Annotated in this window: 15 protein-coding genes and 1 pseudogene; 9 read left to right on the top strand and 7 right to left on the bottom strand. The window is 35.8% G+C overall.

Features of this window, described 5'->3' with window-relative positions:
* Positions 1-53: 53 nt before the first annotated feature.
* The 6 genes and pseudogenes from LN051_RS00505 to LN051_RS00480 form a co-directional block, all read right to left on the bottom strand.
* Entirely contained in the window at positions 54-722 is a 669-nt protein-coding gene (locus tag LN051_RS00505; protein ID WP_229292690.1) for a response regulator transcription factor, read from the bottom strand.
* A 102-nt stretch (positions 723-824) separates the two neighbouring features.
* Positions 825-1,988, bottom strand: coding sequence for an amidohydrolase (locus tag LN051_RS00500; protein ID WP_229292689.1), 1,164 nt, complete (start codon positions 1,986-1,988; stop codon positions 825-827).
* Positions 1,989-2,105: 117 nt separating this feature from the next.
* Positions 2,106-2,669, bottom strand: coding sequence for a DUF4064 domain-containing protein (locus LN051_RS00495; protein WP_229292688.1), 564 nt, complete (start codon positions 2,667-2,669; stop codon positions 2,106-2,108).
* Between the two features lie 166 nt (positions 2,670-2,835).
* Positions 2,836-3,363 (bottom strand): DUF4064 domain-containing protein, encoded by a 528-nt coding sequence (locus LN051_RS00490; RefSeq protein WP_229292687.1) that lies wholly within the window; start codon positions 3,361-3,363, stop codon positions 2,836-2,838.
* Positions 3,364-3,724: 361 nt separating this feature from the next.
* A pseudogene (tnpA, locus tag LN051_RS00485) lies at positions 3,725-4,084 on the bottom strand (IS200/IS605 family transposase); the annotation flags it as partial.
* Between the two features lie 286 nt (positions 4,085-4,370).
* On the bottom strand, positions 4,371-4,649 hold the full coding sequence (locus LN051_RS00480) for a hypothetical protein (protein WP_229292685.1): 279 nt from the start codon (positions 4,647-4,649) through the stop codon (positions 4,371-4,373).
* Between the two features lie 431 nt (positions 4,650-5,080).
* Between LN051_RS00480 and LN051_RS00475 the strand changes: the two genes are divergently transcribed.
* The 3 genes from LN051_RS00475 (at position 5,081) to LN051_RS00465 (ending at position 7,361) form a co-directional block, all read left to right on the top strand.
* Positions 5,081-5,581, top strand: coding sequence for an isoprenylcysteine carboxyl methyltransferase family protein (locus LN051_RS00475; RefSeq protein WP_229292684.1), 501 nt, complete (start codon positions 5,081-5,083; stop codon positions 5,579-5,581).
* A 159-nt stretch (positions 5,582-5,740) separates the two neighbouring features.
* Positions 5,741-7,234: an L-lactate dehydrogenase (quinone) gene (lqo, locus tag LN051_RS00470; RefSeq protein ID WP_229292683.1), complete on the top strand. Its 1,494-nt coding sequence runs from the start codon at positions 5,741-5,743 to the stop codon at positions 7,232-7,234.
* Between the two features lie 16 nt (positions 7,235-7,250).
* Positions 7,251-7,361, top strand: a complete 111-nt coding sequence (locus LN051_RS00465) for an SE2200 family small protein (RefSeq protein WP_229292682.1) — start codon at positions 7,251-7,253, stop codon at positions 7,359-7,361.
* Positions 7,362-7,434: 73 nt separating this feature from the next.
* Here the strand turns inward: LN051_RS00465 and LN051_RS00460 are convergent, their stop codons facing one another.
* Entirely contained in the window at positions 7,435-8,568 is a 1,134-nt protein-coding gene (locus LN051_RS00460) for an MFS transporter (protein WP_229293576.1), read from the bottom strand.
* Positions 8,569-8,888: 320 nt separating this feature from the next.
* On the opposite strand from LN051_RS00460, the gene LN051_RS00455 reads away from it, so the two are divergent.
* The 6 genes from LN051_RS00455 to LN051_RS00430 all read left to right on the top strand — a co-directional run bounded on the left by LN051_RS00455 (position 8,889) and on the right by LN051_RS00430 (position 15,039).
* Positions 8,889-9,347 carry an arginine repressor gene (locus tag LN051_RS00455; protein ID WP_229292681.1) on the top strand — a complete coding sequence of 153 codons (459 nt, stop codon included), beginning with the start codon at positions 8,889-8,891 and terminating at the stop codon, positions 9,345-9,347.
* Between the two features lie 241 nt (positions 9,348-9,588).
* On the top strand, positions 9,589-10,821 hold the full coding sequence (gene arcA, locus LN051_RS00450) for an arginine deiminase (protein ID WP_229292680.1): 1,233 nt from the start codon (positions 9,589-9,591) through the stop codon (positions 10,819-10,821).
* 22 nt (positions 10,822-10,843) lie between these two features.
* Positions 10,844-11,851, top strand: coding sequence for an ornithine carbamoyltransferase (gene argF, locus LN051_RS00445; RefSeq protein WP_229293575.1), 1,008 nt, complete (start codon positions 10,844-10,846; stop codon positions 11,849-11,851).
* Between the two features lie 85 nt (positions 11,852-11,936).
* Positions 11,937-13,355 (top strand): arginine-ornithine antiporter, encoded by a 1,419-nt coding sequence (gene arcD, locus LN051_RS00440; RefSeq protein WP_229292679.1) that lies wholly within the window; start codon positions 11,937-11,939, stop codon positions 13,353-13,355.
* 16 nt (positions 13,356-13,371) lie between these two features.
* Positions 13,372-14,313 (top strand): carbamate kinase, encoded by a 942-nt coding sequence (gene arcC / locus LN051_RS00435; protein WP_229292678.1) that lies wholly within the window; start codon positions 13,372-13,374, stop codon positions 14,311-14,313.
* A 21-nt stretch (positions 14,314-14,334) separates the two neighbouring features.
* Positions 14,335-15,039 (top strand): Crp/Fnr family transcriptional regulator, encoded by a 705-nt coding sequence (locus LN051_RS00430; RefSeq protein WP_229292677.1) that lies wholly within the window; start codon positions 14,335-14,337, stop codon positions 15,037-15,039.
* Positions 15,040-15,702 lie beyond the last annotated feature (663 nt).

Below are 15,702 nucleotides of genomic sequence, written 5' to 3'. Positions count from 1 at the left end.
AGAAGAAGGTTCTTCAAATTACTTTAAGCAAATTATAAAGAAAGTCTTAAGAATTAGACGAGCATAAAACCAATACCCCAAACTGTTTTAATATACGTATCTGTTGTATGTTGTGCTAATTTCTTTCTTAAATTAGAGACATGCACATTCACCGTATTGTCATCCCCTAAATATACACCTTGAATCACTTCATAAATTTGTCTTTTCGTAAAAGGGGTTTCTGGGGAAGCAATTAACAAAGCTAATATGTCAAACTCCGTATTTGTTAACGCAATCTGCGTCTGATTGAATGTTACACTTCGTTTAGATTTATCTAATTCTAACGCTTTCCATTTTAATTTTTGATTCGTTATTCGTTTGTTAAGATTGCGCAATTGCACTTGAATTCTTGCTCTAAATTCTTCTTTAGCAAATGGTTTTATAATGTAATCATCCGCTCCAGATAATAATAAATTGACCTTATCATTCACTTCTGATTTTGCAGATACTACTACAATTTTCGCTTCCGTTTTATTTTTTAGTTCCTTAATGATTTCGTCTCCGGATTTTCCTGGCAACATAAGATCTAATATAACAAGATCAAACGTATCTTTTTCTAACTTACTTAACCCTTCATCACCTGTGTATGCGAGCGTCGACTGTGTTTCCATATGTGCTAAATTCAAAGAAATGATATGCGCAATTTCAATATCATCTTCAATAATCAAAGCATTATACTTCATTCGTACACCTCTGAAATATTTAATTTAGCTTTATTATATCAAATGATTTATAGATGAATTTATTCTTTACGTCCCTCGATATAATGTTTGAACTTTTCTTACTTATTTTAAATAATCTAATACGACAGAACCTACTGCTTTCGCTGCTACAAGCAAGGCTTTTTCGCTAATATTAAATTTAGGATGGTGGTGAGGATACGCATCGCCTTCTTCAGGTTTTGCACCTACATAAATAAATGCACTCGGCTTTTCTTTAGCATAGTATGCAAAATCCTCAGATGGCGGTTGTGGATTTGCCTCTTGTATGTCTAAACCTGCTTGATCAATCGTTTCAGCAACGTAATGCGTAAAGTCAGGGTCATTATATAGCGCTGGATAATCATCGTGATAATCTAACTCGCACGTCACACCAAATGTGGCTTCAAGCCCTTTAGATAAACGTTTAATTTCCTTTTCAATCGTGGCTTTCGTTTCATCCGTTAATGCACGCACGTCTCCCTCAAGCTCAACGACATCTTTAATCACATTAAATTGTCCTTTACCATCAAATGACCCAATCGTTACGACGCCCGTTTCAAAAGGATTTAGCCGTCTTGAAATGATGGTTTGTACATCCATAACAAAAGCACTTGCCGCCACAATCGCATCGTTAGCAGTATGTGGAGATGAGCCATGTCCACCTCTCCCTTTTACTTTTAACTTGAAAAAGGCGCGGCCTGTTTGAACGAATCCAGGGCAATAAAATACTTTGGCCGTGTCCATTTGGCTCATCACATGTACGCCTAACACACGATCAACGCCATCTAATATGCCATCTTTAATCATCGCTTGTGCGCCGCCGGGAGGGACTTCTTCTGCCGGTTGATGAATCACTATAATTTTCCCTTTAAATTGATCTTTCATCTCTATAAGTGTTTCAACAAGTACAAGCATATACGCTGTATGTGCATCATGCCCACACGCATGCATCACACCATCAACTTGAGAAGCAAAAGGTAATTCTGTTTCCTCTTGAATCGGTAAAGCATCAAAGTCTGCGCGAATCGCAAGTGTTTTCCCAGGACGCCCCGAATCGATTTCAACTTTTATACCCCGTGGACCTACATTTTTTGTTACTTTTACATCTTTATCTTTGTAAAAATCTTCAATATATTTTGCTGTATTTTCTTCATGAAATGATAATTCTGGATGTTGGTGGAGATAGCGTCTAATTTCAATCATTCGTGCTTCTTTAGATTCTAATACTTCAAATAATGATTTTGCCATCGTGTAACCTCCCATTTTTAAATCCTCAATATTAGTTTATCGCATTTATCACTTATTTATAGAAAAAATGCTTAAAAAAGAAGCAAGGACATGTGCTATCCTTGCTTCGTTAATAGATTAATATTTGTATGGGTCTTTTTGAATTTCTTTTGAGCGTTGCGCTTCTTCTTGCGTTTCAAAATGTTGATTTTGATTGTGTTCATGACGTTGCGGATTATGGTTTTCCACATTATGAGGGTATTCAGTAGTAGTGTTTCTTTCCTCATAGTTATGGTAATATTGATGATTTTCTGCTGAAGTTTTTGGTTTTCTCACTAACAACATAATACCTGCAATGATCCACAAAATACTAGCAAAAGAGACAAATAAACTAAGAATACCTGCTACAAGCAATAAAATCCCTGCTAATTTTGCTTTCTTACTAATTAATATTCCCGCTACAATTGCTACAACCAATAAAATAACCCCTAAGAAGATACCAAAGCCGAAGATAAATCGAAATACCGCTATAACGCCTTCCGCTTCTTCATATGTATATGATCCATCTGCGACCATCTCCTCTTGTATTTCTTCAGGATTCGCTCCTATAACAAAAGCAAAGAAAGTAAAAAAGAGCACTCCGATAGTTTGTAATCCTACACCAATCCATGTTAAAACATGTTCACCTGTTCTTTTAATCATAATTAAAACTCCTTGTTGTTTTCTATAATGTTAAATGAAATTAAAGCCGACTTCAATACAGAATTATAAATATTTTCTAGATAATAAACTTTATTTCTCATTTATGATTTGGTGTAAAAAATAAGAATGTACAGATAAAACCCTTGATTCTACACTAGATTAATATTTATATAGGGCGTTGCGGATTGTGATTTTCTACATCATGAGATTGTTCAATAGTATCGTTTCTTCCCTCATGATTACGATGATATTGAGGATTTTCTACTGAAGTTTTTGGCTTCTTCACTAACAACATGACACCTGCAGTAATCCATAAAATGCTACTTATAGGGAGACCTAAACTAAGCGCACCTACAAAAGTCAATATAATACTAATTATAGCGCTACCTAAACTAAAAACACCTGCAATAATCAATAAAATTCCTGCTAATTTTGCCTTCTCATTAATCAATATTCCACCTACAATTGCTAAAGGAACTACAATGAGCTTTAATAATACACAATAGCCCAATATAAACTGGATTAGATCGACGCCACTCGTCCATCTATCAGAATTATATAAGCTTAAATTCTCTGGGAAGTTTAACGGGTTCCATCCTACTAATAACATGAAGAAACACATGCAAAAAAATATGGCGCTTTGTATACCTACACCAATCCAAGTAAAAATATGTTCATCTGTTCGTTTAATCATAATTAACCCCCTTATTGTTTTCATAATATTAAACCAAAGTATAGATGACTTCAATATTGAATTATAAATATTTTATAGATAGTAAATTTTATTTTGTAATTTAGATTCATTATACTAAAAACAAACCAAGTCACAACTGGTAATTCAATTTTTATTTTTTTAATTTATCAATAAATCCATTCCAATCAATAGTTAAAATGCCATCACTTATTCTATTTTTTGTCAATCATAACCATCCGTAAAACGGGTGGTTTGTTCTGCGGTTGAAAGCCTCTGTTACTAACCAGCCCTTATAAGGGCACTGAAGCCAACTGTACTACTTTCTCAGTAACCCTTAAAAGGGTTCTATTTTTTTCTCTACTTTTTTTCTTCCGACCGTGTCTACATAAAAACCCTTACACCAAAACTTTCTATTCCCATACTTGTATTTCAAATGAGCATGGCTATCAAAAATCATTAGACTGCTTTTCCCCTTTAAATAACCTACAAATTGGGAAACACTTATTTTGGGCGGTATACTTACCAACATATGAATATGATCTTTACATGCTTCGGCCTCTATAATTTCAACACCTTTTCTTTCACAAAGCTGTCTCAAAATTATGCCGATATCCCTTTTTATTTTTCCGTATATAATTTGTCTTCTATATTTAGGTGCGAAAACTATGTGATACTTACAATTCCACTTTGTATGTGCTAAACTGTTTGTGTCTTTAGACATTTAGGCATCTCCTCGTGTAGCTAGTATTGGTTGGCTGACCAAATATTATTCTAGCATGTTGAGGTGCCTGTTTTAATACAACGGTGAAATCTTTCCTGAACCACACGCATAGCGTATGGTTTACATTTAATACAAAAAAAGACTTTGAATTAGGGCTAGCTTAAGTCCCTCTTCAAAGTCTTATTCATTGTAATCCCGTCCCTTTATTAACCCAATAGCGTACTTAAACGTGACCATTTAAGGATGCTTTATAAATTCAAATCATTTGAAATCACAAGTTACTCACTTAAAAATTAGCGTAAAAAAGTATCCAAATCATTACGCCTATAAAAATCACATCAAAAACGGCAGCTGTAACATTTTTTCTCAAAAAATCAGGAATCGCATCAATAATTAAACTTAATATAAATATTGAAAATAGACCGTAAATAATATAACTTGAAATTGTCCATGCAAATAGTAATTTTAAAACTAAAGCCAAAAGTATTAAGCTCATGGATATAGCCATCATGATTTTAGACACTTTAGCATATTGTTCGTAGCCATTTCTCTCTTTTAAAAACATAAAAACCTCCTGGAAATATGATTTGAATTTTATTTTACTCCTTCTGTGCTAGCTCAAGCGCGACTTCATTTAACCGTTGTAATTCCTTGAAGAAATTTCTTCAATTTTTTCATATAATAGCATATCAACGTGCACCTTCACTATTATTTTCATTACACTTTGCGTTTAGTATGGAGCAGTTATATTAAAATCGTATCTATCTACTATCAACTTATGATGTCGATGCTTAAGCGCTCTTCTTTTTCTCAATCTATTAACTTAAATTAAAGGTACATTTAAGTTAGATTTAATGGTTTTATGAATAATTTCAAATTAAAATATAAACATAATGCGATACCGACGTGATACCTGTAGATGGCAACCTAGATCTCTCACCATTATCACGTTGGGTTGCATTTTTTTATTCTAAAAAGAAAGAGATGACAAACATCATGGTTGTAACACTTCTAGCAGCATTTTTCCTAATTCGTCTGTATACGTTATACATATCTATTAATAATGCTAAAGCACTTATTGTTGAAGGCGCAAAAGAATATGGACAAGCCAATTCCAAAGGTCTCGCAGCGACACATATTTTAATTTATGTCGGCGCCGCAATTGAAGCGTTGATTTATCACACAACACTCAGTTTTATGAATATTTTCGGTCTTATTTTACTCATCTTAAGTTACTTAGTGTTATTTCACGTTATTCGTACACTTGGCCGTATTTGGACGCTAAAGATTTTTATTTTACCGCATCATCCGATTGTAAAATCAGGTTTATATAAAATTACAAAGCATCCGAACTATTTCTTAAATATTGTTCCTGAACTTATCGGTGTATTATTACTTACAGGCGCTAAAGTCTCATGGTTATTACTGTTACCTTATGCTTTCTTTCTCTTCAAGCGTATTAAACAAGAAGAAAAATTAATGGAATCCATGATTTAATACCATACTAATCACAAATTGTCACATATTTATGCCATACATTTTAAAATTTCTTTATCTGTACAATTCCATAATAAAAGTAAATGTAATATAATTAAAGCATATCGTTTAATATAAGCTTATGCTAATGGTTATAACTAAATTTGAAAGGTGATAAATATGTCTAATCAGTCAGAACCTAGAAATATCATTGTCGTTGGTGCTGGGGTGCTTAGTACAACGTTTAGTTCAATGATTAAAGAACTTGAACCGAACTGGAATATCAAGCTATATGAACGCTTAGATCGTCCAGGTCTTGAAAGTTCTAACGAACGCCACAACGCTGGTACTGGTCATGCTGCACTTTGTGAATTGAACTATACGGTTTTACAACCAGATGGTTCAATCGACATTGAAAAAGCAAAACACATCAATGAGGAATTTGAAATTTCAAAACAATTCTGGGGATACCTAGTTAAAAATAATAACATTTCAAACCCACGTGAGTTTATCAATCCACTACCTCACATCAGCTTCGTACGCGGTGTTAACAACCGTAAATTCTTAAAAGATCGTTATGAAGCGATGAAAGGTTCTCCAATGTTCGATAACATCGAATATACTGAAGATATCGAAGTAATGCGTAAGTGGATGCCATTAATGATGAAAGGTCGCGACGCGAACGACATCATGGCGGCAAGTAAAATTGATGAAGGTACAGATGTTAACTTTGGTGAGTTAACACGTAAAATGACTTCAAACATTGAAGCGCATGAAAACGCTGAAGTGAAGTACAATCATGAAGTGATTAACTTCTCACAACGCGCAGATAAAAAATGGGAAGTTAAAATCCGTAACCGCAACAGTGGTGAAGTATTCACTGAAATCGCACATCACGTATTTATCGGTGCTGGCGGCGGCGCGATTCCTTTACTTCAAAAAACAGGTATTCCTGAAAGTAAAAACTTAGGTGGATTCCCTATTACGGGTCAATTCTTAACATGTACAAACCCTGCAGTTGTTGAAGAACACGGCGTTAAAGTGTATGGTAAAGAGCCACCGGGCACACCACCAATGACAGTACCTCACTTAGATACACGTTATATCAACGGTGAGAAAACATTGTTATTCGGACCATTTGCTAGCGTAGGTCCAAAATTCTTGAAAAATGGTTCTAATTTAGACTTATTCCGCTCTGTTAAACCATATAACATTATGACTTTACTTGCATCAGCAGCGAAAAACTTACCATTAATCAAATATTCAATCGACCAAATTTTAATGACAAAAGAAGGTTGTATGAATCACTTACGTACATTCTATCCAGAAGCACGTGACGAAGATTGGGAATTATACACTGCTGGTAAACGTGTTCAAGTTATCAAAGATACCGAAGATTACGGTAAAGGATTTATCCAATTCGGTACTGAAGTGGTTAACTCTCAAGACCACACTGTTATCGCTTTATTAGGTGAATCACCAGGAGCTTCTACTTCTGTATCTGTAGCTTTAGAAGTACTTGAGAAAAACTTCCCTGAACTTAAATCAGAGTGGACACCTAAAATCCAAAAAATGATTCCTTCATACGGTAAATCATTAATTGAAGATGTTGCGTTAATGCGTAAAACACGTAAACAAACATCTAAAGACCTTGAATTAAACTATTACGAATAAAAGGAGTCGTTGCGACATGAAAGCATTAGTGACACTAACAATCGTAGTTGGCGTCCTTAGCGGCGCATTTGTTGCTTTAAAACGTTATCAACAACACGTTAACAAAGCACCAAATATCGAATATTAAAGGCTAAAAAACGGCACGGAAATGAGACAGAAATCTGATTGATTTCGACGTCCAATTCCGTGCCGTTTTATGTTTATTTATAAATTTGATAACGACTTTCGTAAAAATAATTACCTATATTCAGTACGATGCCTATTAAAATAATGCTTCCGGAAATTAAAGTGATTTGGGCGTATGGTAACCCCATGCCGAGCAACCCTGACCCAATCATCGCACCTATAAAATTGGCAAGATTAAAGATGGATCCTACCATCGTACTCGCTAAAAGCGGTGCGTCGCTTGCACCGAATATAATTTTACTATTGAGTAATGGCGTCGTGCCAAACGTACCAAAACCAAATAAAAATACAATGATTAGTGCCAAAGCGCCGATAGGTAACGCGTAAACTAGTAAAATAATCGTTAAAAATAACAACAGAAACGAGATAAATAAACCTATTGTCAATTTTTCTTCTGTCACATTACCTGAAACGACATTGCCAATTACACCACCAAGTCCGAATGAAAAGAGACAAATTGTAATACCTAACGTTCCAAATGGTGAAATTTCTTTAAGCATCGGTTCAACAAATGTATAAGATGTAAACACACCAGAAAAGCCGAATACGATCATTGCTATCGTTATAATGATTTGTGGTTGTTTAAATGCTTTCAATTCTTTTTTCAAGTTCGGCTCTGCGCTCATTTCAACGTCCGGTGTACATTTAATTATCCCTATTAATGTTGCGATGGCCACTAATACCATAATGCCAAAAACAACCCGCCAGTTGGCCAAATCTCCTAAAAATGCACCAAATGGTACGCCGATCATAATTGCGATCGTAAGACCTGTTTGCACTAATGCAATCGCTTGTGTCCGTTTAGAAGGATGCACAATGTTCGTCGCCACACTCATGCTCACCCCAAAGAAAGGCGCATGCATCGCAGCAGATAATAAACGCGAAAGCAATAACACGTAAAAATTAGGTGCAAGCATGCCTAACATATTACTGGCAATAAAAATACCGACAAAGATAGGCAGTAATACCCTCGCACGGTAACGTAACGTTAAAATCCGCATGACTGGACCGATAAACGCTACACTTAAAGCATAAACACTTACAAGTAAACCCGCTGTAGAAATCGATACTTTCATATCTCCTGCGATTTGTGAAAGTAAACCGATGACGACATATTCAGACATTCCAATCGCAAATGTCCCTAACATAAAAAATAAAATTGTCACTTTTGGTGAAGTTCTTCGCACCCGCTTTCCCTCTCTTTCTCCTTTTTAACACGCTTGTTATATTACATAAAATAGATTCAAAATAACAGCGCACTGCTTAAAAACCCGCTTCACTTGTCTGCTTATTTTTTGTCACAACTTCGTAAAATCCCTTTTTCTTAAAGGCTTTAAAGCACTTTTTTCAGTTATTTTCGTCTGAATTTATCCTAGTTTTTTTGATTTAATCAATCAATTAGGTTAATAATTATCAGTGATAGTTGCTATATAAAATATATATCATAATTATAAAAGGAGGCCTTAAGATGAAACGCGAGGAACGACAAAAGTTAATCGAAAACATCGTGAAGCATCAGTGCATTAAATCTAAACAAGAAGTGATCGACATTATTGACGCACGTTTTGGCATTCACTTTAGCCAAACAACCATTTCAAATGATTTTACGCAGCTCAACATACATAAACTTCCGGCACAAAATATGCCAGCACACTATCAAATCATTCATAAAAACAATGCTAAATATCTCAAAATGCTAAAAAAGTTATATGCACATGAAATTAATCACATTTCAGTCATCAACAATTGTATATTAATTCAATCTTCTCCTGGATTTGGACAAACGGTAAATTTTTATATTGATGCGCTAGAAATCCATGACATTATCGGTACTGTAAGTGGAAATGACACGACAATGATTATGACACAGTCTAATGATATTGCACGTCTTGTCGTAAATGAACTTTTCCCCGACCATCCACTATAGTATTTTCATACAAAAATATGTATCAACGACAAATTTAACACGCTGACACTTTAAGATATACGGAAATTATTCACTTAAAAACGTATTAATTCGTATTTTCACTGAAAAAAAATAATTATTTTTGCATATAACCATCTTTAAAGCGAGAAATTTTCCTCCTTTTATTTGTGAAATAAATCACGATAAAAACGCTTAATTGGATTTATAGTAAAAGTACCAACAAATAAAGGAGGCAATAAAAATGCAACGCACGATTAAAGTAAACAGTGAAATCGGTCGTTTAAAAACCGTATTACTTAAACGTCCGGGCAAAGAACTTGAAAACCTCGTTCCAGATTACTTAGGCGGCTTATTGTTTGATGATATTCCTTATTTGAAAGTTGCCCAACGCGAACATGACTACTTTGCTGAAGTATTAAGAAATGAAGGCGTAGAAGTCTTGTATCTTGAAAAGTTAACAGCGGAAAGTTTAGAAGATCCTAAAGTCAGAGCACAATTTATTGATGACATTTTGAAAGAGTCACGAAAAACCGTGCTTGGTCATGAAGAAGAAATTAAAACGTTGTTTTCAACATTAGATAACCAAAGCCTAGTTGATAAAATTATGGCCGGTGTGCGAAAAGAAGAAATCAACTTAAAAACAACACATCTCGTCGAATATATGGATGACAAATATCCTTTCTATCTCGACCCAATGCCTAACTTATATTTCACGAGAGATCCACATGCATCCGTTGGAAATGGTGTTACGATTAACCGTATGTATTGGCGTGCACGCCGCCGTGAATCCATTTTCATGCAATATATTTTGAAATATCACCCTGATTTCAAAGATAGTGATATTCCAGTTTGGATTGACCGTGATAGCCCATTCAACATTGAAGGTGGCGACGAACTCGTTTTATCTAAAGAAGTGTTAGCTATCGGTATTTCAGAACGTACATCTGCGCAAGCGATTGAACGTTTAGCACGCAGTATTTTTAACAATGAACAATCTACATTCAAAAAAATTATTGCGATTGAAATTCCAACAAGTCGTACATTTATGCATCTCGACACCGTCTTTACAATGATTGACTACGATAAATTCACAATGCATGCAGCCATTTTAAAATCAGAAGGCAACATGAACATATTTACGATTGAACCTAGTGACGGTGATGATGACATTAAAATCACACATTCTAACCAACTCAAAAAAACATTAGAAGAAGCGCTTAATGTCGATAATATTGACCTTATCCCTACTGGTAATGGTGATACGATCGATGGCCCTCGTGAACAATGGAACGATGGCTCTAACACGCTTTGTATTCGTCCAGGTGTGGTCGTTACTTATGACCGAAACTATGTGTCTAATACATTATTACGTGAAAAAGGCTTAAAAGTAATTGAAATTCCTGGCGGCGAGCTTGTTCGCGGTCGAGGGGGCCCACGTTGCATGAGCCAACCGTTATATCGTGAAGATATTTAATACACTATAGGAGGCATTAATGATGACTGAATTACAAAAACCTGTCCCATTAAAAGGACGTTCATTATTGAAAGAAAACGATTTTACAAAAGAAGAATTTGAAGCTTTGATTGATTATGCAATCACTTTAAAATCTTACAAACATAAAGGCATTGCTCACCGCTTCTTAGAAGGCAAAAACATCGCCCTACTTTTTGAAAAAACGTCTACACGTACTCGCGCTGCTTTCACGGTCGCATCGATTGACCTTGGCGCTCATCCTGAATTTTTAGGAAAAAATGATATTCAATTAGGTAAAAAAGAATCCGTAGAAGATACGGCTAAAGTGCTTGGACGTATGTTTGATGGTATTGAATTCCGTGGCTTTTCACAAGAGGTAGTGGAATCCCTTGCTGAACATTCTGGTGTACCTGTATGGAATGGTTTAACAGATACTTGGCACCCTACTCAAATGCTTGCGGACTATATGACTGTCAAAGAAAACTTTGGTCATTTAGAAGGCATTAATCTTACTTATATCGGCGATGGTCGTAATAATATGGCACACTCACTTATGGTTGCTGGTGCTATGCTCGGTGTCAATGTTCGTATTTGTACACCTCAATCTTTATTCCCAAATCAAACATTTGTTGATATGGCACGCCAACGTGGTGAAAAAGACGGCGGTTCCGTTATGGTAACAGATAATATCGAAGAAGCTGTTAAAGATGCTCATGTTATTTACACAGATGTATGGGTATCTATGGGTGAAGAAAGTGAATTCGAAACACGCGTTAACTTACTTAAAGATTATCAAGTCAACAAACAATTAATGCGTCAAACTGGAAGAGAAGATACTATTTTCTTACATTGTTTACCAGCATTTCATGATACGCAAACACTTTATGGTAAAGAAATCGAGGAAAAATATGGCATTGGTGAAATGGAAGTCACTGATGAAGTGTTTAGAAGTCCTCAATCAAAAGTGTTCGACCAAGCAGAAAATCGCATGCATACGATTAAATCTGTCATAGCGTCAACACTCACTTAACACATAGGTTTAGGGCGGGCGGACAAGCTTATGTTTCATATGACTCCCCTCGCCCTTCATCCTTGATTAGAAGGAGATGAAACACATGGAAAATGGTCACCAACAAAAACTGAACAAATCTTCACTTATAGGACTTGTTATTGGTTCTATGATTGGAGGCGGTGCTTTTAATATCATCTCTGATATGGGAAGTCAGGCAGGGGGTCTTGCCTTAATTATTGGTTGGATCATTACCGCAATAGGCATGATTGCGCTCGCATTCGTGTTCCAAAGCTTAACAAGCGCTCGTCCTGATTTAGACGGTGGCATTTATAGTTATGCTCAAGCAGGGTTTGGAGACTTTATTGGATTCTGTAGTGCTTGGGGCTACTGGTTTGCAGCATTTTTAGGAAACGTTGCTTATGCGACTTTGCTTATGTCTGCGATTGGTAACTTCTTTCCTATTTTTAAAAACGGTAATACATTACCGAGTATTATTGTCGCTTCGATTCTTTTATGGGGCGTGCATTTCTTAATATTAAAAGGGGTCGAGACTGCTGCTTTTATTAATAGTATCGTAACTGTCGCAAAACTCATCCCTATATTTCTCGTCATCATTTGTATGATGGTCGTCTTTAACTTTGATACATTTATGGCAGGATTTAGTGGCACGTCTTCTGAAACAATCGAATGGCCGTCAATTCTCACACAAGTAAAAAGTATTATGCTTGTCACAGTATGGATTTTCACGGGTATTGAAGGCGCAGTCGTCTTCTCTAGTCGTGCTAAAACGAAAAAAGACGTCGGTACTGCGACTGTGGTCGGTCTCACTTCCGTCTTAATCATTTACTTTTTAATGACAGTACTCGCTCAAGGGGTCATTCATCAACATCACCTTTCTGAATTAGGCGATCCTTCAATGGCGCAAATCCTTGCACACATTGTAGGTCCTTGGGGTGCGGTATTCGTCAACATCGGTCTTATTATTTCAGTCCTTGGGGCATGGCTCGGTTGGACGTTACTTGCCGGCGAATTACCTTATGTTGTGGCCAAAAATAATCTTTTCCCAAAATGGTTTGCTAAAGAAAATCGCAATGGTGCACCGGTAAACTCATTACTGATTACGAACATTTTAGTACAACTGTTTCTTATCAGTATGTTATTTACAGAAAGTGCTTACCAATTCGCATTTTCACTTGCATCTAGTGCCATTTTGATTCCTTATATGTTCAGCGCATTTTATCTCGTAAAATACAACATCATTCAACATCAAACATCCATGAGTAAATGGATTATTGGTATCATCGCTTCAATCTACGCACTGTGGTTAATCTACGCGGCTGGTTTGGAATATTTATTACTCACAATGATTCTTTATATTCCTGGCGTGATCGTATTTATCAAAGTGCAAAACAACCTTAATAAAAAACCAAAAACGATTGAATGGGTCATTATCGGTTTAATTTTACTCTTTGCCGTTATCGGCATTATAAAACTTATGACACATTCCATTACAGTGATATGATTAAGGAGTGGTAGTTATGGCTAAAAAAATCGTTATCGCGTTAGGTGGTAACGCAATTCAAAATAAAGATGCATCTGCTGCTAGTCAACAAGCTTCTATTCGACAAACGCTCGAAAAATTGAAACCACTGTTTGAATCAGATGCTTCTATCGTTATCTCTCATGGTAACGGACCACAAATTGGAAATTTACTTATTCAGCAAGCAAAATCTCACAGCACACAAACACCTGCGATGCCGCTCGATGTTTGTGGCGCAATGACACAAGGCATGATTGGCTATTGGCTAGAAACTGAGACAAACCGCATGCTTCAAAAAATGAATAGTCACAAACATGTAGGGACTGTTATTACGCGTGTTGAAGTCAATGCAGATGACCCGCATCTTTCAAATCCTACAAAACCTATTGGCCCATTCTATTCAAAAGAAGAAGCCGAAAAATTACAAGAAACAGATCAAAATAGTGTTTATAAAGAAGATGCAGGTCGCGGCTATCGTAAAGTCGTCCCTTCACCTATACCCGTTTCAATTTTGGAACACGACCTCATCCAAACACTACTTGAAAATGATAATATCGTTATTGCTTGTGGTGGAGGCGGCATTCCAGTGATAAGAAAAGAAGATACATTTGAAGGGATAGAAGCGGTTATCGACAAAGACTTTGCGAGCGAAACTTTGGCAGAACTCATCGAAGCAGATACGTTAATGATTTTAACAGCTGTGCCAAATGTATTTGTTAATTACAATACACCTGAAGAAAAAGCCTTAACAGACGTAGATGTTACAACTCTAAACAACTATGTTAAAGAAGGACAATTCTCAGAAGGGTCCATGTTGCCTAAAATTGAAGCAGCAATTAAATTTATTGGGGAAGATTCACATCGAGAAGTCATTATTACAGATTTAGATAACGCATACGATGCAATAAGAAATGGAACAGGTACGCATATACATTTATAATCATGTAAGGATGTAATCGAAATGAATACTCATTGTAAAACTTTAGACGCTAATGATTTAAAGGTAGCTATTCAAACCTTCGCGCATTATATCCATGCTTCACCCTCGCAATTAAAGGTTTTTGCGGATGATTTTATATTGCGCAGTTTTGATAAAAATCAAGTGATCTACTATGACAAAACAGAAATGACACATTTAAAATTTTTAATGCGTGGCATAGTGGTAAGAGAAGCCTTTACAGATACCGGTGCACATTATAAATGGCTTAATAGTGAACATACATGTTTTCCATTAAGCCAAGTGTTCCGCATTCCATCTATTGATGAAACATGTTCTGCTTTGACTGAATGTGTCGTGTTAAGTATTCCGCTCTACCTCATAGAAAAAATTTCAAAGCATGATACAGAAGTATTGTCTCGCTTGTATGAGTTATTAGTAATGAGCGAAACACAACACATTCAACATAACATGATTTTAAACTGTAAAAATGCACGCGAAAAAGTGATTCATCTCATTCATTTGCTTTGTCGCCATGTCGGCAAAAACAATGAAGCGTATTATGAATTTACGAGTGCCATTACAATTCAACTATTAGCTGATCTAATTGGCATGTCGAGAGAAACGGTGAGTCACATCATGCACAGTCTAATAATGGAGAGCTTTATTTTAAAAGATAAATACACGTGGATTGTAAGCAAGAAACTATTTCAAATACGACCATCCTAACGATTCAATATATTCAAACCTTCCATTCATTTTATCCGTATATATAAAATCCCTTAATGAGAGTGCTAAGGTCCTTTCCTCCTCTGAGCCCTCTCGATAAGGGATTCTTTTTAGGCTATACACTTTATATGGTGGTTATGTATCTATAATAATTAACTCGCAAACTCCCAATTGCTACTTCGAGTCTCGCTTTCCCAGGCGCCTTACCTCTGCATGAACACGTTTGAATGTAATGAAATACGTGTTCAGTACACATGCGAACATAAGTGAGCATGTGTTCCTTATCAACGCAGTCTATGACTGGTTTCTAACTGTTATTAGAAACCTAGTCATAGTTGCGGGGGAGATACTACGAAATCAATGTTATGTGATTTCTGTATCTCTCCCGGATTTTCTGTTTCGGCTCTATGCCTCGGGAGTCTCGACTCGGTACGCAATCTATTTAAGCAATATAGGGCCTAATTCAAGTAAATGCGCTAAAATATCTCTTGAAGTTTTATACGTTTTAAATTTGTATGATAGCAGTGTGGATAAGTCTTAGACTTAAATGAAAGAGCGCCAAAGATGATGTTAGATTCCTTACCTTTAATGACTACATCTTCTTCAACTTTAGTAATTTTAATATGACTTCTTTAATTTTTAATAACTTTAATATATCATTAC

The organism is Staphylococcus ratti (assembly GCF_020883535.1).
In the GTDB taxonomy this organism is placed as follows: domain Bacteria; phylum Bacillota; class Bacilli; order Staphylococcales; family Staphylococcaceae; genus Staphylococcus; species Staphylococcus ratti.
The sequence above is the reverse complement of the archived record's forward strand: the minus strand, read 5'-3'. Positions and strand labels throughout refer to the sequence as shown.